General features: G+C 39.5%; 21 protein-coding genes. 17 read left to right on the top strand and 4 right to left on the bottom strand.

From position 1 onward, the window contains the following. Positions 1-321: 321 nt before the first annotated feature. Entirely contained in the window at positions 322-810 is a 489-nt protein-coding gene (locus IC621_RS23940; RefSeq protein WP_191162218.1) for a hypothetical protein, read from the bottom strand. Positions 811-1,046: 236 nt separating this feature from the next. On the opposite strand from IC621_RS23940, the gene IC621_RS23935 reads away from it, so the two are divergent. From IC621_RS23935 to spoIID, 15 genes are all read left to right on the top strand, one after another. Then, a complete protein-coding gene (locus IC621_RS23935) occupies positions 1,047-1,421 on the top strand; it encodes an NADH-quinone oxidoreductase subunit A (protein ID WP_191162216.1) in 375 nt (124 codons plus the stop codon). After that, positions 1,412-1,924, top strand: coding sequence for a NuoB/complex I 20 kDa subunit family protein (locus tag IC621_RS23930; protein ID WP_191162214.1), 513 nt, complete (start codon positions 1,412-1,414; stop codon positions 1,922-1,924). The genes IC621_RS23935 and IC621_RS23930 overlap by 10 nt, the downstream gene beginning before the upstream one ends. Before the next feature lie 3 nt (positions 1,925-1,927). After that, positions 1,928-3,244: an NADH-quinone oxidoreductase subunit C gene (locus tag IC621_RS23925; protein WP_191162212.1), complete on the top strand. Its 1,317-nt coding sequence runs from the start codon at positions 1,928-1,930 to the stop codon at positions 3,242-3,244. Positions 3,245-3,246: 2 nt separating this feature from the next. Beyond that, positions 3,247-4,347 carry an NADH-quinone oxidoreductase subunit D gene (locus IC621_RS23920; protein ID WP_191162210.1) on the top strand — a complete coding sequence of 367 codons (1,101 nt, stop codon included), beginning with the start codon at positions 3,247-3,249 and terminating at the stop codon, positions 4,345-4,347. Further along, complete coding sequence (nuoH, locus tag IC621_RS23915; RefSeq protein ID WP_191162207.1) at positions 4,347-5,351, top strand: NADH-quinone oxidoreductase subunit NuoH; 1,005 nt, start codon at positions 4,347-4,349, stop codon at positions 5,349-5,351. The genes IC621_RS23920 and nuoH overlap by 1 nt, the downstream gene beginning before the upstream one ends. A 43-nt stretch (positions 5,352-5,394) precedes the next feature. Then, positions 5,395-5,814, top strand: a complete 420-nt coding sequence (gene nuoI, locus IC621_RS23910) for an NADH-quinone oxidoreductase subunit NuoI (RefSeq protein ID WP_191162205.1) — start codon at positions 5,395-5,397, stop codon at positions 5,812-5,814. Between the two features lies 1 nt (position 5,815). Continuing rightward, a complete protein-coding gene (locus IC621_RS23905; protein WP_191162203.1) occupies positions 5,816-6,331 on the top strand; it encodes an NADH-quinone oxidoreductase subunit J in 516 nt (171 codons plus the stop codon). Then, on the top strand, positions 6,328-6,642 hold the full coding sequence (gene nuoK, locus IC621_RS23900) for an NADH-quinone oxidoreductase subunit NuoK (protein ID WP_191162201.1): 315 nt from the start codon (positions 6,328-6,330) through the stop codon (positions 6,640-6,642). The genes IC621_RS23905 and nuoK overlap by 4 nt, the downstream gene beginning before the upstream one ends. 80 nt (positions 6,643-6,722) lie before the next feature. Next, positions 6,723-8,585 carry an NADH-quinone oxidoreductase subunit L gene (gene nuoL, locus IC621_RS23895; protein WP_191162199.1) on the top strand — a complete coding sequence of 621 codons (1,863 nt, stop codon included), beginning with the start codon at positions 6,723-6,725 and terminating at the stop codon, positions 8,583-8,585. Next, the gene (locus IC621_RS23890; protein ID WP_191162197.1) at positions 8,582-10,102 is read left to right on the top strand and encodes an NADH-quinone oxidoreductase subunit M; all 1,521 of its coding nucleotides are present in this window, start codon (positions 8,582-8,584) and stop codon (positions 10,100-10,102) included. Before nuoL ends, IC621_RS23890 begins: the two co-directional genes overlap by 4 nt. A gap of 6 nt (positions 10,103-10,108) precedes the next feature. After that, positions 10,109-11,599, top strand: coding sequence for an NADH-quinone oxidoreductase subunit NuoN (gene nuoN, locus IC621_RS23885; protein WP_191162195.1), 1,491 nt, complete (start codon positions 10,109-10,111; stop codon positions 11,597-11,599). Positions 11,600-11,784: 185 nt separating this feature from the next. Continuing rightward, positions 11,785-12,015: a DUF1146 family protein gene (locus tag IC621_RS23880; protein WP_191162193.1), complete on the top strand. Its 231-nt coding sequence runs from the start codon at positions 11,785-11,787 to the stop codon at positions 12,013-12,015. 319 nt (positions 12,016-12,334) lie between these two features. Then, positions 12,335-13,075, top strand: a complete 741-nt coding sequence (locus IC621_RS23875; RefSeq protein WP_191162191.1) for a YwmB family TATA-box binding protein — start codon at positions 12,335-12,337, stop codon at positions 13,073-13,075. A 32-nt stretch (positions 13,076-13,107) separates the two neighbouring features. Next, positions 13,108-14,418, top strand: coding sequence for a UDP-N-acetylglucosamine 1-carboxyvinyltransferase (gene murA, locus IC621_RS23870; RefSeq protein ID WP_191162189.1), 1,311 nt, complete (start codon positions 13,108-13,110; stop codon positions 14,416-14,418). A 313-nt stretch (positions 14,419-14,731) separates the two neighbouring features. Next, positions 14,732-15,751, top strand: coding sequence for a stage II sporulation protein D (gene spoIID / locus IC621_RS23865; RefSeq protein ID WP_191162186.1), 1,020 nt, complete (start codon positions 14,732-14,734; stop codon positions 15,749-15,751). Positions 15,752-15,939: 188 nt separating this feature from the next. Here the strand turns inward: spoIID and IC621_RS23860 are convergent, their stop codons facing one another. Together IC621_RS23860 and IC621_RS23855 are read right to left on the bottom strand one after the other, a co-directional pair. Then, a complete protein-coding gene (locus IC621_RS23860; protein WP_191162184.1) occupies positions 15,940-16,443 on the bottom strand; it encodes a GNAT family N-acetyltransferase in 504 nt (167 codons plus the stop codon). Between the two features lie 312 nt (positions 16,444-16,755). Next, entirely contained in the window at positions 16,756-17,187 is a 432-nt protein-coding gene (locus IC621_RS23855; RefSeq protein WP_191162182.1) for a VanZ family protein, read from the bottom strand. A gap of 179 nt (positions 17,188-17,366) precedes the next feature. Here IC621_RS23855 and IC621_RS23850 point away from each other — a divergent pair, with 179 nt between their 5' ends. Next, on the top strand, positions 17,367-18,308 hold the full coding sequence (locus tag IC621_RS23850; protein ID WP_191162180.1) for a M23 family metallopeptidase: 942 nt from the start codon (positions 17,367-17,369) through the stop codon (positions 18,306-18,308). A gap of 211 nt (positions 18,309-18,519) precedes the next feature. Here the strand turns inward: IC621_RS23850 and IC621_RS23845 are convergent, their stop codons facing one another. Further along, positions 18,520-18,831, bottom strand: a complete 312-nt coding sequence (locus tag IC621_RS23845; protein WP_191162178.1) for a TM2 domain-containing protein — start codon at positions 18,829-18,831, stop codon at positions 18,520-18,522. 1,314 nt (positions 18,832-20,145) lie between these two features. Here IC621_RS23845 and IC621_RS23840 point away from each other — a divergent pair. Continuing rightward, positions 20,146-20,448 carry a DUF4212 domain-containing protein gene (locus IC621_RS23840; RefSeq protein WP_191162176.1) on the top strand — a complete coding sequence of 101 codons (303 nt, stop codon included), beginning with the start codon at positions 20,146-20,148 and terminating at the stop codon, positions 20,446-20,448. Positions 20,449-20,653: the final 205 nt, after the last annotated feature.

Raw genomic sequence — 20,653 nt, 5'->3', positions numbered from 1 at the left:
AATTTAAAAAAGATGACCCCTGTTCAATACAGAGATCATCTTCTTAAAGCTGCCTAGGCTTTTTTTAAATGTCCTTTACAAAGGGTACATTTTAATAAGTGGATTAAGGTTTTTTATATTTTGTCGAGTACTAAATGCGTAAACGTAGTTTATCAACATGCAGATTTTGTTTAAAAAACAGTTAAACTAAGCAAAGAAACAATGATCTGGTGAACGTGCAATTTATCGATAACAATGCAATAAATCAGTGGACGTGCAACCATTTCAATATATGACACAATGAAATCGAGTGCTCTTACATATTCCTTAGTTTAAAACTTTCTATAGTTTAGAAACAAATCGTTTATACAATTTCTGCATTCTTCGTTCAGTGGAACTTTTGGCTGTTAGATAATAGTTCTCGAATAGATTTTTGAAATATCTGGTTTTCTTTCCGTACTGTAAGCCGGCAGCATATTTTTCTTTAGCGAATGGATACTCTTTGACAACCCACTCAATACGATCGTGATTTCTAACTAACACTTCCCCAAAATAAATAGACAAACATTCTTCCAGCTCATTAATCGTCATTTGAATATCTATAAAACCATTGCTCTGAAATAGCTCAAAATAAAATTCTTCGATATCATCTAAGCTTTCAGCTGAGAAATCTGGATGATACCCAAAATGATTCGCAAGATCTATAAAGAGGGAAAGTTGTTCCATTCTATATTCAAAATAATAGTTTTGTGCTAAAAATTCATTTTCAAAGGAAGGTAAGTCTTTTCCATACTCTTCTTCCATAGAATAATTATAGGATGATAATTCCATAACCTATCACCTCTTTCAAGTAAACATTGATAGTATAACATGAATTTTAGATATTTAGCTGAACTGACAGGATTCCTACAAAAAAGGAAGAATAGTTTTACTATGGAAAAAACAGGCGTTTTTATTGTAACTTTCAGTTTATCGACATGTATTGGAGAATGATGGTATAATTAAAACGCTTACATTAATTATTTGAAAATTTAGATGGTGATGAAAATTGTGAAGAGGGGGAGACAATGGAGACACTATTTCATTATCAAAATAACTATTTGATTGTCACAGTTTTTCTTATTCTAGGAATTCTTTTACCCATTGTTGCGTTAACAGCCGGGAGATTTCTGAGACCTCATGATCCTAACCCTGCCAAACAGACGACCTATGAAAGTGGGATTGACCCATTTCATGATTCAAGAATTCAATTTAATGTCCGTTATTACATCTTTGCTTTATTGTTTGTCATCTTTGACGTGGAAACGGTTTTCTTATATCCATGGGCAGTTGCCTACGAAAAACTAGGAATCTTCGCTTTAATTGAGATGCTCATATTTGTGGTGATGCTTGTCATAGGATTACTATATGCGTGGAAAAAGAAGGTGCTGAAATGGAATTAAACTTAGCTAGTATTCCTAAAGAAGAGCTTGAGGAAATAAAACAAAGTGTGTTTTTAACTACCTTGGAAGAATTAAAAGCATGGGCGAGAAGTAATTCACTGTGGCCTTTAACATTCGGTCTTGCTTGCTGTGCAATCGAAATGATGGGCGTTGGGGCATCTCATTATGATTTAGACCGATTCGGGTCTTTTTTCCGGACTTCTCCTCGCCAATCAGATGTCATGATCGTCTCTGGTACGGTAACAAAAAAAATGGGACCAGTTTTAAAAAGATTATATGATCAAATGCCAGAACCAAAATGGGTTATCGCGATGGGATCTTGTGCAACAGCGGGGGGACCCTACATTAAATCATATGCTGTAGTAAAAGGTGTTGACCAAATAGTACCTGTGGACGTCTACATACCGGGATGTCCGCCGAATCCAGCAGCTCTCATATATGGAATTAACAAATTGAAAGAAAAAATTAGATATGAAGCTAAGACTGGAAAGAAGGTGATCTAGTCAATGAGCGACGAAAAGGATCTTGAGCAACTGAAGAGAGAAGCAGCCCAAAAGGCAAAAGAGCTCGCTAAGAAAAGGCTTGCTGACAAAGAGAAGGAAGCAAAATTACTTGATGGAGAATTGAATACTTCGGAAAACAAAGTAGAAGAAGATCTCAATCTTGCTAAACAAAAAGCAGCTGCAGCAGCGAAAGCAAAAGCAGCAGCACTAGCAAAACAAAAAGCAAAACAGCAGGGAGAGACTGGAGAGTCAAGCGACATCGACCTCACGAAGCAAAAAGCAGCTGCAGCAGCGAAAGCAAAAGCAGCAGCACTAGCAAAACAAAAAGCAAAACAGCAGGGAGAGACTGGAGAGTCAAGCGACATCGACCTCCCGAAGCAAAAAGCAGCCGCAGCAGCGAAAGCAAAAGCAGCAGCAATCGCAAAACAAAAAGCAAAACAGCAGGCAGGAGCAGAAGAGTCAAGTGACATTGATCTCGCGAAACAAAAGGCAGCTGCTGCAGCAAAAGCAAAGGCGGCAGCTCTTGCAAAGCTGAAAGCAAAACAGCAGGGAGAAGCAGAAGAGTCAAGCGACATCGACCTCGCGAAGCAAAAAGCAGCTGCTGCAGCTAAAGCAAAGGCGGCAGCTCTTGCAAAGCAGAAAGCAAAACAGCAGGCAGAAGAGTCAAGCGACATCGACCTCGCGAAGCAAAAAGCAGCAAGGATAGAAAGCAAAGATCTAAGTGAAAGCGATTTGGCCAAGGAAAAGGCCAAAGCAATTGCTGCCGCAAAAGCGAAAGCAGCCGCCGCTGCAAAGGCAAAAGCAGCAAAGGCAGATGTACAGGAGAAAGAGGACAAACCTTCTCTTCAGCAGCCATATCTTGATAAGTATATAAATATTATTCAGAAGCATTTCGGGGAGGGAGTTCTTGAAGACTCCTATATTAATAGACTATCAAAGGACGTCCCTACACTCGTAGCAGTTAAGGAATCCTATATGAAAATAGCTCAATTCCTCAGATTTAATGAGCAGTTAAGCTTTGATTATTTATCAGAGCTTCATGGAACAGATTTTGAGACGCATATGGAGGTTTATCTTCATCTATATTCATATAAAAATAAGCAGTCGATTGCATTGAAAGTGAAGCTGGAGCGAGAGAACCCAGTCATACCTTCAGTTGAAGCCATTTGGAGGGGGGCAAATTGGCCGGAGCGTGAGGCATTCGACTTATTGGGTATTTATTTTGAAGGACATCCAGAGCTGACGAGGATAATGCTGCCGGATGATTGGATTGGCCACCCGATGCGTAAAGATTATGAACCATATGATGTGGAGGTGTAGACATGATACGAACAGAAGAAATGCTGCTAAATGTCGGCCCCCAGCATCCAAGTACTCATGGCGTATTCCGCCTAGTTATCAAAATAGACGGAGAGATCATTAAAGAAGCTACACCTGTTATTGGTTATTTACATAGAGGGACGGAAAAGATTGCTGAAAATCTTCAATATACACAAATTATTCCTTACACTGATCGCATGGATTATTTATCAGCAATGACAAATAATTATGTGATCTGTCATGCGGTTGAAACGATGATGAACATTGAGATCCCTGAAAGAGCAGAGTATCTAAGGGTCATAGCAATGGAGCTCGGCCGCGTTGCAAGCCACCTTGTCTGGTGGGGAACCTATTTACTGGATATTGGAGCAGTCAGTCCCTTTTTATATGCGTTCAGAGAGCGGGAAATGATTATCAATCTATTAAATGAATTATCAGGTGCCCGGCTTACGTTTAATTATATGAGAGTTGGCGGAGTAAAATGGGATGCACCAGAAGGCTGGATTGAAAAAATAAGAGAGTTCATCCCTTATATGAGAGAACAACTAAAGGGATATCATGATCTTGTGTCTGGAAATGAAATTTTTCTTAATCGGGTTAAAGGTGTCGGAGTGTACTCAAAGGAGGAAGCTGTCAGCTATTCATTAAGCGGCGCAAATCTTCGGTGTACGGGAGTAAAATGGGACCTTCGGAAAGATGAACCTTATTCTATTTATGATCGGTTTGATTTTAATGTGCCTGTTAGAGAAAAAGGGGACGCTTACGCGAGATATGAATGCCGGATGGAAGAGATTGTTGAATCACTTAAAATTTTGGAACAAGCGATTGACCAATTCCCGGAAGAAGGGAATATTATGGCGAAGGTTCCAAAAATAATTAAGCCTCCAAAAGGAGAAGCGTATGTAAGAATTGAATCTCCGCGGGGAGAAATTGGCTGTTATATTGCCTCAGAGGGAAAGAAGGAGCCATATCGGCTAAAGTTCCGCAGGCCTTCTTTTTACAACCTGCAAATTTTGCCGAAGCTTTTAAAGGGAGAAAATATGGCGAACTTAATTACGATATTAGGGGCTATTGATATTGTTTTAGGGGAGGTTGATGGGTAATGATTGAAGGGCTCTTACAATCTGCGCCAGGGATGTCCAACTTTCTCATTTTTTTCGGTTTAGCGACAGCGTTTCTATTTGTTGTTTTAGGCTTTGTCACATATGGTATTTTAGCCGAGCGAAAGGTTATGGGATTTATGCAAGGGAGAATAGGCCCTAATCATGTTGGGGGCCGCTGGGGTCTTCTGCAAACCGTTGCGGATGTTTCAAAACTTTTATTGAAAGAAGACACCATTCCCAAGGTGGCAGATAAGCCGTTATTCATCTTAGCTCCAGTTATTGCTTTTACACCTGCGTTTTTAGTTTTAGCCACAATTCCTTTCACAGATGCTTTTCAATTTGCTGATATTGGAATTGGGCTCCTTTATTATATTGCGATTTCCGGAATTACAACAGTAGGAGTTGTGACTGGTGGATGGGCTTCCAACAATAAGTATTCCTTGCTTGGCGGCATGCGTGCAGCAGCCCAAATGATTTCCTATGAAATTCCACTTGTCATGTCTGTTATCGGAGTCATTTTGCTTTCGGGCAGCTTAAATCTAAATGAAATCGTTGCAGCTCAGGAAAATATTTGGTTTATTGTTATTCAGCCAATTGGATTTGTGATTTTCTTCATCGCATCTATTGCGGAGCTAAACCGAACTCCCTTTGACTTGCCTGAAGCTGAATCAGAGCTTGTGGCAGGGTATCATGTAGAATATTCAGGGTTCAGATGGGCGTTTTTCATGCTTGCTGAATATGTGTACTTTTTTGCGATGGCCAGTTTGACAACCGTGTTATTTTTAGGTGGCTGGCATCCATTGCCGTTCCTTGAATTTATTCCAGGAGCCGTTTGGTTTGCCCTGAAATTTTCCTTGGTAGTATTTATACTTATTTGGTTCCGTGTCACCTTTCCGAGAATACGGGCTGATCAGCTGATGGAATTTGGCTGGAAGGTCCTTCTGCCGGTTGCATTGGCAAACATTTTTATTACAGCGATTATTAAAGAGATCTTTTTTAAGTAAGCCTATAAGAAGGTCTGAATCTTACATTAAATGGGGTGCTCACATGAAAGGCTTAGCGAAAGGATTATCGTATACCCTGAAAAACCTAGCAAAGGATAAGGTTACCTATGACTATCCAAATGATGCCTTGCAGCTGCCAGACCGTTTTCGAGGAATTCAAAAATTTTATCCTGAAAAATGTATTGTTTGTAATCAATGTGCAAACATTTGTCCCACAGATTGTATTACCCTGACCGGAAAAAAACATCCTGACCCAGCCAAAAAAGGGAAAATCATTGATACGTATGATATCAATTTTGAAATTTGTATTTTATGTGATCTATGCACAGAGGTATGTCCGACTGAAGCAATTGTCATGACTAATAATTTCGAACTCGCCGAATATAGCCGTGATGAATTGTTTAAGGATTTGCAATGGCTTGATGAGAATGACCAAGCCATTCGGAAGGAAAACAAAGTTTAATATGAACGGTGAATTTATTGCTTTTATTGCATTAGCATTGGTCGCCATCGGCGGGGGAGTCTTGATGCTGAATGTAACAAAGGTTGTTCATATGATTGTTTCTCTTGTATTTACCTTTATTAGTATTGCAGGGCTCTATGTTCTGCTGTCAGCAGAATTTATAGCAGGAGTCCAAGTCCTTATATACTCTGGAGCCATTACAATCATTATGCTATTTGGCATTATGCTGACAAAGCATCAGGACCAGGAGCAGTCTTCACCTGGAATTGCCAAAAGACTTCTCATATTTGCGGGTATAGCTGCATTTGCCTTTGTTTTCTATCTAGGAATCTATCAGCTTGATTTTGGAACAGAAGCAGAAGCTCTTCATGAAAATAATACAGAGCAGATTGGGGTTTCCCTTTTTACTGAATATGTTATTCCGTTTGAGTTAACATCTGTTATTTTGCTTGTTGCCCTAATCGGGGCCATAGTTTTAGCAAAAAGGGATGATCAAGAGGAGGCGAACGACAAATGAGTTCTACACCATTATCTGCCTATCTTGTCTTAGCATTGATTCTCTTTTGCATTGGGTTGTATGGGGCTCTAACAAAAAGAAATACAGTAGTTGTGTTGATTTCAATAGAATTAATGCTTAACGCAGTAAATATCAATCTAGTCGCATTCAGTAAATTTGGATTGAATCCATCGATAACCGGACAAATTTTTTCTTTATTTACGATTGCCATAGCTGCAGCAGAGGTTGCTGTGGGGTTAGCCATTTTAATCTCACTCTATAGAAACCGTAAAACAGTGAATATTGATGACTTTAATTCTATGAAACACTAAGTCAATGAACAGGAGAATCGGGACAGGCTGAAAGAGGATCTCTTTAAGTCTTCCCCAAAAACAGAAGGGGATTGGTTACAATGATGCAATATGCTTGGTTCATACCGATTTTCCCGCTTCTTTCGTTTCTTATCATCCTCATTTTTGGTAAAAGATTAAGAGGCGGGAGCACCTATATAGGAAGCGGCCTCATCCTTGCTTCCTTTCTAATGGCCGCAGGGGTACTGGTTGACCAAATCCAAAAAGGTACATACATGCTTGAGTTTTCTTGGCTGTCAATTGGTTCATTGGAAATTCAAGCCGGGTTTGAGATAACATCATTAAATGCTCTAATGCTTTTAGTTGTCACACTGGTAAGCTTCCTTGTCCACCTTTACTCAAGAGGGTACATGCAAGGGGATGAGCGGATTCCCGTTTTCTATTCGTATTTAGGATTGTTTACATTTGCAATGCTCGGTCTCGTGATGACAACAAACCTTTTGCAGCTATATATCTTTTGGGAGCTTGTTGGAGTCGGGTCCTTTTTATTGATTGGTTTTTATTTTCAAAAAGAGGAAGCCAAGGCTGCTGCAAAAAAAGCGTTTATCATGACGAGGATTGGGGATGTTGGACTGTTCGTTGGGATGCTTTTATTATTTTGGCAAGTTGAAAGCTTTCAATACGAGGAGATATTTACTTCTGTCGAAGCTGGTCTAATTTCCCCGGAAATGATCACCCTTATCTCTATCTTAATTTTCATTGGAGCGATCGGAAAGTCTGGACAGTTTCCGCTTCATACATGGCTTCCTGATGCAATGGAAGGTCCAACTCCTGTATCAGCCCTCATTCATGCTGCTACAATGGTAGCAGCAGGTGTCTATTTAGTAGCTCTTATGTATCCTTTATTTGCCGCAAGCGAAATGGCGCTTATGGTTGTAGCGGTAGTGGGAGGCTTTACAGCGATCTTTGCAGCCAGCATTGGCCTTGTTCAGACTGATATTAAAAGGGTGCTGGCTTATTCTACTGTTAGCCATCTGGGGTACATGATGCTGGCTCTCGGTTCAGCTGGTTACGTGGCAGGGGTTTTCCACTTATTTACTCATGCATTCTTCAAAGCGTTATTATTTCTAGCTGCAGGTAGTGTCATTCACGCTGTTCATAATCAAAACATCAAAGAAATGGGTGGATTATGGAAGAAAATGAGAATAACCGGGCCACTTTTCTTGATAGGCACTCTTGCTATTAGCGGATTTCCTTTCTTCTCAGGTTTTTTCAGCAAAGAGGAAATTCTCCTTTCTGTTTGGCAAAGCGGAAATGTTGGCTTGTTTTGGTTAGCAGTTATCACTTCCTTTTTGACAGCCTTTTATATGTTCAGGTTATTTTTCCTCGTCTTTGGGGGGAAAGCAAGAGGCTCACTAACAGACGTGAAAGAATCAGGAGCTGACATGACAATCCCGATGTTGGTGCTGGCTTTCCTTGCCATCTTTGCCGGGTATGTAAATACGCCTTGGTTTGGAACATTTATGGGAGATTGGCTGACAGCAGGAAATGATCTGCTGGGCCATGGCCATAAGGAGGGACCGCTTTGGATTATGCTTGTAGCTACAGGGATTTCGTTAGCAGGGATGATGCTTGCCTATTTGATTTATAGTAAAAAAATGATTGCCAGGGATTGGGCAGGTGATTCCTTTATCCACCAAATTTTACTTAATAAATATTATGTAGATGAAATCTACCAGAATACAGTTGTTTTATTGACAACAACAATTAGTGTTTTTTGTAAATATATTGATCGTTTCATAGTTCAGGCAGTTGCAGCTGGTGTTGCATCATCTGTGAATTCATTAGGACGATTAGGATCCTCACTGCAATCGGGACAAGTACAAGTATATGGAGCTACTGCCTTTTTCGGATTAGTCGTCCTAATTGTTCTTTTTGCAGTAACAGGGGGGTATATAAGATGAGCGGATCACTTCTATTAACCGTGCTGGTCTTTTCCCCATTATTAGGAATACTTGTCCTGTCCTTTGTTCCTAGGGATCAGGAAAAGCTCTTAAAGCTGATTGGCTTCTTAGCAACTGTTCCTGCAGCCTTGTTGTCTATCATTCTCTTCTTGCAGCATCAAACAGGCCTTGATTTATCGATGTTTAATGAAAAGCGGCATTGGATTTCGTTTGGTTTATTTGAGGGAGGGGAAAATGCTCCATATTCTATTCACTACGAACTGGGTGTGGATGGATTTGCCCTCGTCATGATTGTATTAACTGCCGTCATCGCAATGTTAGCCGCCGCTGCTTCGATTCATATTAAGCATGATTGGAAAAGCTACTTTTTGCTGTTTCTTATTCTTGAACTAGGAATGCTTGGGGTGTTCGCTGCACAAAACTTATTCCTTTTCTTCCTCTTTTTTGAAGCAACATTAGTTCCAATGTTCTTTTTAATCGGGAGATGGGGATTTTTTGAAAGAGAAAAAGCTGCTTATCAGTTTTTGATATACAACGGGCTAGGTTCAGCGATCCTGCTATTGGTGATTAGTTATTTGTTCGCGATGACGGGAACAACAAATATTTCATTGATTACTCAGCTTCTTAATACAGAAAATGCACCATTGGTTGGACCTATCTCAGCAGACATGAAATTAGGATTATCTATTGCCCTTTTAGCGGCCTTTGGGATAAAGCTTCCAATATTTCCTTTGCATAGCTGGATGGTGAAGGTACATGCTCATGCACCGCCTTCGATTGTTATGCTGCATGCAGGAATTCTGCTGAAAATCGGAGCATTTGGTTTGATTCGATTTGGCTTTGGTTTTTTCCCAAATGAGTTTGAGAAGATGTCGATTGTTTTGATTCTTTTAGGGCTTATCAATCTGCTTTATGGAGCATTTCTAGCTCTCATTCAACATGAATTTAAGCTGGTCCTTGCTTTCTCAAGTATTTCACATATGGGGATTGTATTAATGGGGCTTGGTGCCATGAACGAGGCTGGAGTGCAAGGGGCCATTTTTCAAGTCGTTTCACATGGACTAATATCTGCCTTGCTGTTTTTTCTTGTTGGAATTATTACAACGAGAACGGGTACAACAAACCTATCCAAGCTTGGCGGCTTAGCATCCAATATGCCTTATACGGCAGGCTTTCTGCTGGCTGGTACGATGGCTTCTCTAGGACTTCCCGGTATGTCAGGTTTTATAAGCGAGGTAACCGCGTTTTTAGGATTGTTTGAAAATCACCCGGAATTAGCTGCCATCGGGGCGCTTGGATTAATCTTAACAGCAGCTTATCTGCTCAGAGCGACATTAAAGATGACATTTGGAAAAGAGCAAAGTCTACATCCTGAAATGTCAGATCTCTCTTGGTATGAAACAGCTCCAATCGTTGTATTACTGGCATTCATCCTTATGATAGGTATCTATCCAGCCAGCTTATCAGACTCATTGAAATTAACAGTCGAGACTGTAATAAAGGGAATAGGGGGATGATGAACAATGGATCTAGAAACTCTGCTTAGTTTTAATTGGATGGGCATGATGCCTGAGTTCATTATTTTAGGTGTAGCCACCCTTCTATCTCTGACAGATCTGTTTATGAAGCCTGATCAGTCAAGACGATGGCTGGGATGGGTTGGTGTCATGGGGATTGCCGCTGCCTTGATCAGCCTTCTTCTTTTATTAAAGGAACCCCAGGAGATTTCAATTCTCTTCGATACATTTGTTTTAGATTATTTTGCGAAAAGCTTTAAGCCGCTTCTTCTTAATGGTGCTTTGATCGTTATGATGATGTCGATCGACTATGAACCGAGGGAAGAAGGGAAAGACCGGGGAGAATTTTATTATTTATTGCTAACTGCTTTACTAGGTGCGATGATCATGAGCTCAAGCAGGGATTTAATCACCTTGTTTGTCGGGCTTGAATTGCTGTCCATCTCCTCCTACATATTGGCAGGCTTGAGAAAAAAGAATGTTAAATCAAATGAAGCGGCCATGAAATATGTTGTAAATGGAGGAATTTCAACAGCGATCACCTTGTTTGGGATGAGCTATGTATATGGATTAACTGGGACAACAAGCTTAAACGAGATGATTCCGATTTTGAATGAGCTGACAGATTCAAATTATCAGTATTTAATGGGACTTTCATTTTTTATGATATTTGTCGGTCTGTCTTTTAAAATTGCGACAGTGCCCTTCCATATGTGGGCACCAGATGTATACGAGGGGGCACCGCTGCCTGTTACGGCTTTTCTGAGTGTTGTCTCAAAAACGGCAGGCTTTATCATTATTTTGCGGATCTTTTTATCTATCTTTGGAAATACACCTTACCAAAATATGGAGCCTATGATTCTCTCACTTAAAGTGTTTTTAGCTGTACTCGCTGCTTTGACGATGATTCTAGGAAATGTAGTTGCGTTAAGACAAAAGAATGTTAAGCGAATGCTTGCCTATTCCTCGATTTCCCATGCTGGGTACGTACTGGTCGGGTTCGTATCTATTTCACAGTTCTTCTATTTCGATGCGATTTGGTTTTACTTAGGCGCGTATCTATTCATGAACATAGGGGCATTTGCTGTGCTGCAAGTCATTTCAAATCAAATTGGAAGTGCGGAAATCGAATCGTTCGCTGGCTTGTTCAAGCGATCACCATTTATTGCGATCACGTTCACTATTTTCCTAATCTCTTTAGCTGGATTTCCCGGTACAGCTGGTTTTATTGGGAAATTGGTGATCTTTTTAAGCTCATTTACAACGCAAGCTCCAATGCTCGTATTAGTCTCAATTATGCTGGCTGCAACCGTTGTTTCCTATTTCTATTACTTTGGCATTATTACCCAAATGTTTTTCAGGCCTCAAGCATCTGAACAAAGAATCAAATTGCCTGTGCCTTCCATGATTGTACTTGTCATTTGTTTAGTTGCAACGGTCCTTTTAGGGCTCTTCCCATCACTTGCATTTGAGTACTATTATCAGACAATATCTTAATAGACTGAATAATCGTTAAATTTTTGTTAAAGTTTAATTTCAAACATCTTTTATAACGAATCCTATATAATAGAAGGGGTGCAGGCGCCTCTTCTTTTTATTTTGTATCGGTGCTTGGTACCGACATTCCCGACATTCACCTAGATAAGCTTTTTTACATATTATTGTAATAGGAGGAGATATTGTTGCCAGAGTTCGGACAACACGCGATAGTAAGCATTTTTGTACATCTCATCTTCATCATGGTGACATGGTGGGCATTGCAGGCCATTAATATTGAAAAAATAATAAAACGGGGAAAAGTCGTTCAGACACGAACATTGTTAATATTATTAACAATTGCTATTGCTTCAACTGTAAGTAATTTTTTCCTGGATTATTTATTCTGGTCTCAGCAGCTCCCATTACTATTCTAATGAGAAGAGTTCCTATGAACTGTAAGATAGGCTTACAAAATAGTCAAAAAAATGATAAAAGCCACAACTATTTTATTAAAGGACCTATAGCGGAGTTGTGTAATGTTTTTTGCAAAAAAAAATTATTTACTTCACCCAAACACAGCTTCGTTATCCTGCCTTCATAAACAGGTTTATGCCCTGCTTAAAAGGGAATAAAATCTGTGCATGACTTTTTGCTTAGAAATAGTTAAAACTTCGCGAATATTGACGACTTTTTCCACGTATGCACACTTTCTCGCTGGCAACACTGTTTAGTAAGGAGAGGAAGTGAGCGGAAATGAAACAAAAATTTTACATTTTTATAGGTGTTTTTCTCATTATAGGTATTATATTTTCGGCAAAAAACAGTGGAGCAATATCTGAAGGTAATCAACTGGAGGAAATTGCAAATAAATTAAAAAGCCAAGAGGCTGTTGTTGATGAATGGTCACTGTATACTAAAGCGCCTGTCGAAATTTCAAGAAAAAATTTTTACCAATTCGTGAAACCCTTTATTGCTTCAAATCGTCAATATGACTGGGCAATACAAGAAGAAACCGACATGTTAAAAGCGACTGGATTATTTGTAGATAAAAAGACAAAACAAACACACAAACTCCAAGTAATAACTACTACCCACAAAAATAATCATTCACAATCGTATATCTTGTATGAGCTCAAGGGAAGAGGCTGGCAAAAAAATTGGAACGAAATACAAGACTCCTTTCAAGCTGCCGCAATCGACATAATTCACGAAAAGTCCACAATTTTTACTTGTGTGAAAGGCCATTTTAGTGATAAGATGGAAGGTGTTTTGTATCAAAAGAGTCACTCATTGCTTAAGGAATTTAACGCGGTACCAGTTGAACAATTAAAAGAGAAAAAGTTTGTTTCGGTATCAGGTTATACGACAGATTGGAATCTATCAATTCCAACAGAAAATGGCAACATGAATGTACAAGTTGCGCTTAGAAGCGCTGGATTGGGCGAAAAGACTACAGTAGTGGTTGGAACACCAATCTTAACGACTGAATATTAATATAGAGAATTTGGGACGCGGAGGGGAATACCTTGGAAAAAATCATCGTCCGCGGCGGTCGGAAGTTGAACGGCACTGTGAAAGTAGAAGGTGCTAAAAATGCCGTTTTACCGGTTATCGCTGCATCCTTATTAGCTAGCGAGAGAAGAAGTATTATATGTGATGTACCTACGCTCTCCGATGTATATACGATAAATGAGGTTCTTCGTTATTTAGGAGCAGATGTTCATTTTGAAAACAATCAAGTAATTGTAGATGCATCAAGAGAGTTAACCACTGAAGCACCATTTGAATATGTGCGTAAAATGCGCGCATCTGTGTTAGTAATGGGGCCGCTTCTTGCTCGTAATGGGCGTGCACGTGTAGCATTGCCAGGCGGCTGTGCAATTGGTTCACGCCCAATCGATCAACATTTAAAAGGTTTTGAAGCAATGGGAGCTACCATTAAAGTAGGGAATGGATTTATTGAAGCTGAAGTCAATGGAAGACTTCAAGGTGCAAAGATCTATTTAGACTTCCCTAGTGTTGGTGCTACTGAAAACATTATCATGGCTGCTGCCCTTGCCGAAGGAACAACAGTTATTGAAAATTGCGCAAAAGAACCTGAAATTGTTGATCTTGCTAATTACATTAATGCACTAGGCGGAAAAATTCGCGGTGCAGGTACTGGTACGATACGGATTGAAGGTGTACCAGTTCTAACTGGATCAAGACATAACATTATTCCAGATCGAATTGAAGCAGGGACATTTATGGTTGCTGCGGCAATTACAGGCGGTAACGTCCTTGTACAAGGTGCCGTACCTGAACATTTAACATCTCTCGTAGCAAAAATGGAAGAGATGGGTGTAGAAATTATTGAAGAAGCAGAAGGATTGCGTGTTATCGGACCAAGTGAATTAAAAGCTGTGGACATTAAAACGATGCCTCACCCTGGCTTCCCTACTGACATGCAATCACAAATGATGGCTTTGCTGCTTTGTGCAAAAGGTACAAGTATGATTACAGAGACAGTATTTGAAAATCGCTTTATGCATGTGGAAGAATTCCGCCGCATGAACGGTGATATTAAAATTGAAGGTCGTTCTGTTATTATGAACGGACCTGCAGGTATGCAAGGAGCAGAAGTAGCAGCTACAGATCTTCGTGCTGGAGCGGCTTTAATTCTTGCTGGCCTTGTTGCTGATGGTCATACACGAGTCACAGAACTTAAACATTTGGATCGTGGATACGTAAACTTCCACGGAAAGCTTGCTTCTATTGGTGCAGATATTGAACGTATCAGAGAAGAATCAGCAATCAAACCAAACCAAGAAGCCGCTGTATCAGACCTAAACGCCTAAAAACATAAAACCATTAAAGAAGTCAGAGACCTTAGCCAAAGCTCTGGCTTCTTTTTTATTGGATAGAGGGTGCCAGGCACCAAATTGTTCATTTGGTGCCTGGCACCCTACACCCTATTTATCCTTTCTTAATGGGGATATTTTATACATCAAATCCTTAGGTGTGATATAGATTGGGTTTGTTCGCGATTTTGCCTTTCAATTCAACATCCTATGAGCCTGTCCACTGATTTTTATTGTTTGTGTCATAATGGGTTGTCCACTCCCATATGATTATAGGGAGCATTTAAAATTTTTAACTGGGGGACAGGAAATGAACTCATTTAAACCACTATTTGTCGTACTTGCTGGATTATTTATCATTATTTTAATGATTCCCACTCTGCTAGTAACACCATACATGCAAAAGTCAACGACAGGCGAGCTTTCGGAAGAACTTCAAGCTAAAAAGGAAACGGAGAAGGTTCTTAGCCAGTCAGCTGTTACAGTACCAGTCTATCGAAGCACAAACCAGCAAATTGAAAACATTCCCCTAGAAGAGTATGTCATCGGTGTAGTCTCTTCTGAAATGCCTGCTGAATTTGAGGAAGAAGCACTCAAAGCTCAAGCACTTGCTGCGCGGACGTACATTGTCAAACAACTTATGAGTGAGGAGACAATGAGTTCACCTGAAGGATCTGTCGTAACAGATACACAAATGCACCAAGTCTACAAAAATCCCGAAGAACTTAAGAAAACTTGGAAAGACGATTACGAATGGAAAATGAAGAAAATAACCGCAGCGGTGGCTGATACTCAAGGTGAAATCCTTACATTTGATGAAAAACCAATTGATGCTTCCTTCTTTTCAACAAGTAATGGCTATACAGAAAACTCTGAGGACTACTGGAGTACACCTCTACCATACTTAAAAACAGTAGAAAGTCCATGGGATAAAAAGTCTGAAAAGTTTCTCGATCAAAAAGTGGTCTCAGTCTCAGAATTCGAGAAAAAGCTGGGAGTGAACATAGAGGGAAATAATCTTGGTAAAATAATTGAGAGAACTTCAGGAAATCGTGTAGGCACGGTTGATATTAACGGAAAAAAGCTATCTGGACGCGAGGTAAGGGATAAGCTTGAACTAAAATCCTCCGACTTTACCTGGAAGCTGAAGGGGAATAATATCGTAATTGAAACGAAGGGCTTCGGTCACGGGGTAGGCATGAGCCAATACGGCGCTAACTTCATGGCGGAAGAAGGAAAAAAATACGATGATATCGTTGCCCATTACTATAAAGGGGTAAAAATTGCTTCAGCCGAACCATTTTTAACAAAGCACATGGCAAAAAATTAGCTGAACATTAAGAAATGCGCAAGGCGAGCCGGCATGAAGATAGTTCTTTAACCTTCTTGACGGTTTGGCATGTGACCTCAGGCGGGCTAGGCGCTGCAGCTGGACACGATAACTAACTTTAACCAAATTAACTTACTGAAACTATAATAAAAGGACTACTGGATGCTCTAGTAGTCCTTTGCGCTTTATTAATCACTCACTCTTTTCCCAAGGATCACCAAATCTCGTTCTACTCCATCAAGCTCAGCTACGTTTGGGAAATTTGCCCACCTCTCAAATCCGAACCGTTCAAATAATCGTAAACTAGCTTGATTGTGTCCAAAAATATAACTCAAAATCGTTTTAATGCCTAAATTAGGACAGGCATCAAGTGCTTCCTGCAAAAGCTGTCTCCCAAGACCTTGACCTCTCGTATTCTCATGAAGATAAATACTAACCTCAGCTGTATATTGATAGGCAGCTCTTCCATAAAAAGGCTCAAAGCTGATCCATCCCAGCATATCATCATGATCATTCATCACAACCCAAATCGGCCGTTTCTCCGTATGGTTAAAAAACCAAGTTTTGCGGCTTTCCACTGTCACAGGCTCTAAATCAGCCGTTACAGAACGAGAAGCAATAGTAGAATTATAAATTGCAACAATCACAGGCAAATCTTCTTCAACAGCACTTCTTATTTTGTAGTTAATCATAGTTGACTCCTTTTTATGTAAATCTTTTTGTTTAGGTTAGCATACTAAAAGTTGCATTAGTAAGTATTTCTTACAATTTCGCAGAAATAGGCAGGGTGAACGCCGGAATTTTGGGGAGGATCTTGTCAATTAGCAGAGCCGACGCCGAATTTTTCGTGACGAACCCGGGAATTAGAGCAGACACCACTGAATTTTTCGAGTCGGATCCTAAAATTGGCAGGACACCTTCCTGAAATTCCTGCCCAATAATAAGCCGCGCCTTCTATTCAGTTAAATTCTAAAATTATTTTCTTATAATCGGCAAAATTACTCCTACCTTGTAGTATCTCTTAATTTATTGAATATCCACTTTATTTTCGATGTTTCTGCATGAAAGTAGTACTTCTTAACAATAATCCAGGATAAGAGGACTCCAATTGCATCCTTAATAAGGTCAATCCAGGCAGCAGTTCGATAAGGAACAAAGGATTGATGTATTTCGTCTATACCCCCATAAGCAATCGAAACAACTGCAATAAGTAAATTCGTCTTTTCAGTTAACCTCCTATTTGCACACATAGCAAATGCGAAAAGCCAATAAAGAATGCCAAATTCAATAAGGTGAAGTGATTCCTTCATTAAATGATCAAAGGAAAAGGGAGTATTGATAATTGCATCCGAAGGCAAGCTTGATAAAATCCAAATGAACACCATATAGGCAAGCGGGGCGATCGTAAGTCCCCATTTAAACAAAACGGCTCTCATCTTAAACTCCTTACTTAAATAGGTGCCAGGCACCGAATTTTAAATTTGGTGCCTGGCACCAAAAAAATGTATGCATAATTTCAATAAAGAAACAAATACTAATCGATTAAAAAAATTTTTTTCAGTAGATGTATATATTTTCAGAATTCTGTTCAAAATGGTTGCTGAGGTGATAAACAATGAGAGAGGAAGAAAAGAAACGTACTTCTCAAAACTCTAAACTTCAGCAATTTTTTAGAAAGCGTTGGGTATTCCCAGCAATCTATTTGGTAAGTGCAGCGGTTATTCTCACAGCGGTTTTATGGTATCAATCAGTAAGCAACAACATTTCTGACAACTTGGCAGGTGATAATCCAAGTAAAGGTACTTCTTACAAAGGTGAAGAAGCAGTAGAAGTTAATGCACAAGCAGAAAGCTTTGCAACGCCTGCTTTAGACCCTGATGCAGTCAAAGTCATCAAAAAATTCTATGACTTAGATGGATCAAAAGAAGACCAAGAAGCAGCACTCGTTTTCTATAATAACACGTACCATCCAAACAAAGGGATCGATTTAGCGAAAGAGGATGGCAAAGAATTTGATGTCACTGCCTCCCTTAGCGGTACAGTCGTAAAAGCGGAAAAGGATCCGATTTTAGGACAAGTTATTGAACTAGAACATACAAACGGTGTTGTAACAGTTTATCAATCACTAGCAGAAGCAAAGGTTCAAGCTGGTGATAAGGTTGAGCAAAACGAAGTAATTGGGACAGCTGGTAATAACCTCTTTAATGAGGAAGGCGGCGTACACGTACACTTCGAAATCCGTAAAGATGGTGTCGCACTTAATCCGTCTCAATATTTAGACAAGCCAGTGTCTTCAATTAAAGATCAAGCTGCTGAAAACGAAGACACTAAAGCAAGTGAAAACGCTGACGAAGATGCTGCAAAGGAAGATTCTGAAGCAAGTGAAAATGCTGACGAAGATGCAGCAGGCGAAAAAGACTCTCCTGCAGACGAAAATGCTGAAGAAAACAGTAAACAAACAGACACAGAAACACAAAAAGATGCAAACGATGAGGATGCTGGTTCGGAAGACACTAACAGCCAACCAGAAGCATCAACAGATTCATCAAACGCATAAAATCAAAATAAATGAAAAACGTCTACCCTTTTGGATAGACGTTTATTTTTTATTAGGTAAGAATGGTGAAGCTAAATAAGTTATCGTTGTCCAGCTTCAGCGCCTAGCCAGCCCTGAGGTCACTAGCCAAGCCTCCCAAAAAGGAAAAAAAATCCTTTTCTATAGGCTCGCCTGTGTGCTTATCACAGATAAACGGAGCTTGAACTTTTTCTTATTCTGCAGCAGTAGAAATTTCAGAAATAATCTGTCTTTCCACTTCTTCGTTTACAACATCTGTCCGCTTAACCAAGCAATAGATACCATCGATAAACGGCCAAATACCAAGTGTTGCCCAGCCAAGCAACAGCATAGCAATCCCAAGTCCAACATTTCCTAAGTAGAAGCGGTGTGCGCCAAAGACACTTAAAAAGAACCATAATAAAAAAACGAGAAGCTTCGACTTCTTGCGTTTGTCAAACTCAGAGGCAAGCAATGTTTGCTGATGCTGAGAAAGACCTTGTTTTAAAGAAACATTTAAGCTCATAGGAAACCCTCCAAAAAATAGAATAAATACTAGAATATTGTACATGTAATCCTACTAATTTACTATAATAATTTATGTTAAATTGAAGATATTTTTAATCATTCTTACTGGGTAGGTCCTTTGTACTGAAATGATATTTTTTCTTACAGTTAAAGAAAACCTTCATGCCGGCACGCTTTGTGCTTGTCGCCGAAGGACTAGCTAATATCAGAATTTATATAGTATCTCATTATTGGCAGTTTAATAACAATATATGTAATCTGTACACTACTTAGTTTTGATGATTTATGTCGAATAATCGATATTTTGAAATTTTCGAAGATAAGTCTTCTGCTTTCGTAGATAAATTTCAGATTTCGAAGATATAAAGGGAAAAATCGAAGATAAGTAAACGATCTGTGAGTGATCAAGAGCAAAAAGCTATTTGTTATGGAATGAACAAACAGAAATCGTATGAAATATGGTCAAAATGAAGCGAGCACCCTAAAGAACAAGTTAAAGAGTATAGAAAAAAATCAGCCCTTTCCCTAATTTCATCCATTCCCACCTCCGACCTCACACCTTCAGAAAGACGCGTAGCGTTTTTCTTATAAGATCAGAAAGTTTAATTTAATTAAAGTATTAACGTGTTAAAGAGTGTTGTCGTTGTCTAGCTCCAGGCGCCATCGGCTCGAGGTCATAAGCCAATCCGTCAAGAAGGTTAAAGAAGAACCTTCATGCCGGCTCGTCTTATGCTTGTCGCCGTTAGGCGGGCGCCTTGCGCTTTTCGTTCTTGTTGTTTTCAAAGAATCCTACTAATTTCCTGCAATACTCTTCATATTAATAAAAAGGGTAAGAAAGAAGCGTGATATTTTCTGATCTGCAGGTATTTTATCCCGAAAAATTTGTTTATTGCTTGATAAAGTATCGGTCTGAGCACCTATTATATACTTATGTTATGTCGAATTCTCATGCATTATGGATAGTGGTCAAGCATTGACGCAGGTATTGATACACTTCATAATATAGTTATTGGAAAATTCTATTAAATTAGGATGAGGTGATAAAACTAAACTTCTTTTTTGGCGGCGTTTACATTTGAGAGGAGTGGTTTCTGTGCTTATTCTATGGATCATGCTCATCATCACAGTACTCAGTTTGTATTTTGGGCTTAGATGGAAAAAACCTCTTATCCTCCTTGTGCCATTTGCTTCTTTGTTTATCTACTTCCTAATAGAAATCGCTTTAGTTCCTGCACCGTTTATGGAGACACTTAAATTTATTTTTAAATTGTCGTAAGTGAGTATCCTATTCAATTTTTGCGGGGTGAATGATTTGAAGAAAATCGATAAAAAGGTCGCAGATGCTTATTTTAAAGAAAAAACCCGGAATATTATTTTTTATCTAGTCATCTGGTTCGTCGTTTCGTTTGGAGTCGTTTCATTTGCCGAAGTTTTTAGTACCTTTTCGATTAATGGTTTTCCTTTTCATTATTATATGGGCGCACAGGGTGCAGTCATAATCTTTATCCTCTTACTGTTTATTAACGCAAAAGTCAGTGACCAAATCGACAGAAAATATGGAATTGACGAAAGCAAAAATGAGCAGATTAGCTCTGGTAAAGTGCTTGATCACTAAAATTAGCTGGTAACTAATTAAGTGAACCTTCCATCAGTGGGGGTGTTCTTCATCCCCTTCTTGTTTGTCGCAGGATGCGGGTTACACAGACGTTCCACGAACTTGGCGCTTTTAGTCTGCTTTCCTTTTCCATTATACCTGCGGGGGTTATCCCCCAGTTATCTTCTTGTTTCACTTGAATTTTGAGGCTAATGTTTTCCTGCCC

This window comes from Metabacillus arenae, from assembly GCF_014773385.1.
Classification (GTDB): domain Bacteria; phylum Bacillota; class Bacilli; order Bacillales; family Bacillaceae; genus Metabacillus_D; species Metabacillus_D arenae.
The sequence above is the reverse complement of the archived record's forward strand: the minus strand, read 5'-3'. Positions and strand labels throughout refer to the sequence as shown.

What these genes read in the sequence shown, in the direction of transcription:
- nuoI (WP_191162205.1), top strand. Translation starts at nt 5,395, where the DNA reads ATGAAAGGCTTAGCGAAAGGATTATCGTATACCCTGAAAAACCTAGCA.
- IC621_RS23925 (WP_191162212.1), top strand. Translation starts at nt 1,928, where the DNA reads ATGAGCGACGAAAAGGATCTTGAGCAACTGAAGAGAGAAGCAGCCCAA.
- IC621_RS23905 (WP_191162203.1), top strand. Translation starts at nt 5,816, where the DNA reads ATGAACGGTGAATTTATTGCTTTTATTGCATTAGCATTGGTCGCCATC.
- nuoH (WP_191162207.1), top strand. Translation starts at nt 4,347, where the DNA reads ATGATTGAAGGGCTCTTACAATCTGCGCCAGGGATGTCCAACTTTCTC.
- IC621_RS23920 (WP_191162210.1), top strand. Translation starts at nt 3,247, where the DNA reads ATGATACGAACAGAAGAAATGCTGCTAAATGTCGGCCCCCAGCATCCA.
- IC621_RS23860 (WP_191162184.1), bottom strand. Translation starts at nt 16,443, where the DNA reads ATGATTAACTACAAAATAAGAAGTGCTGTTGAAGAAGATTTGCCTGTG.
- IC621_RS23940 (WP_191162218.1), bottom strand. Translation starts at nt 810, where the DNA reads ATGGAATTATCATCCTATAATTATTCTATGGAAGAAGAGTATGGAAAA.
- IC621_RS23855 (WP_191162182.1), bottom strand. Translation starts at nt 17,187, where the DNA reads ATGAGAGCCGTTTTGTTTAAATGGGGACTTACGATCGCCCCGCTTGCC.
- IC621_RS23845 (WP_191162178.1), bottom strand. Translation starts at nt 18,831, where the DNA reads ATGAGCTTAAATGTTTCTTTAAAACAAGGTCTTTCTCAGCATCAGCAA.
- nuoL (WP_191162199.1), top strand. Translation starts at nt 6,723, where the DNA reads ATGATGCAATATGCTTGGTTCATACCGATTTTCCCGCTTCTTTCGTTT.
- nuoN (WP_191162195.1), top strand. Translation starts at nt 10,109, where the DNA reads ATGGATCTAGAAACTCTGCTTAGTTTTAATTGGATGGGCATGATGCCT.
- IC621_RS23850 (WP_191162180.1), top strand. Translation starts at nt 17,367, where the DNA reads ATGAGAGAGGAAGAAAAGAAACGTACTTCTCAAAACTCTAAACTTCAG.
- IC621_RS23930 (WP_191162214.1), top strand. Translation starts at nt 1,412, where the DNA reads ATGGAATTAAACTTAGCTAGTATTCCTAAAGAAGAGCTTGAGGAAATA.
- spoIID (WP_191162186.1), top strand. Translation starts at nt 14,732, where the DNA reads ATGAACTCATTTAAACCACTATTTGTCGTACTTGCTGGATTATTTATC.
- IC621_RS23935 (WP_191162216.1), top strand. Translation starts at nt 1,047, where the DNA reads ATGGAGACACTATTTCATTATCAAAATAACTATTTGATTGTCACAGTT.
- IC621_RS23875 (WP_191162191.1), top strand. Translation starts at nt 12,335, where the DNA reads ATGAAACAAAAATTTTACATTTTTATAGGTGTTTTTCTCATTATAGGT.
- IC621_RS23890 (WP_191162197.1), top strand. Translation starts at nt 8,582, where the DNA reads ATGAGCGGATCACTTCTATTAACCGTGCTGGTCTTTTCCCCATTATTA.
- nuoK (WP_191162201.1), top strand. Translation starts at nt 6,328, where the DNA reads ATGAGTTCTACACCATTATCTGCCTATCTTGTCTTAGCATTGATTCTC.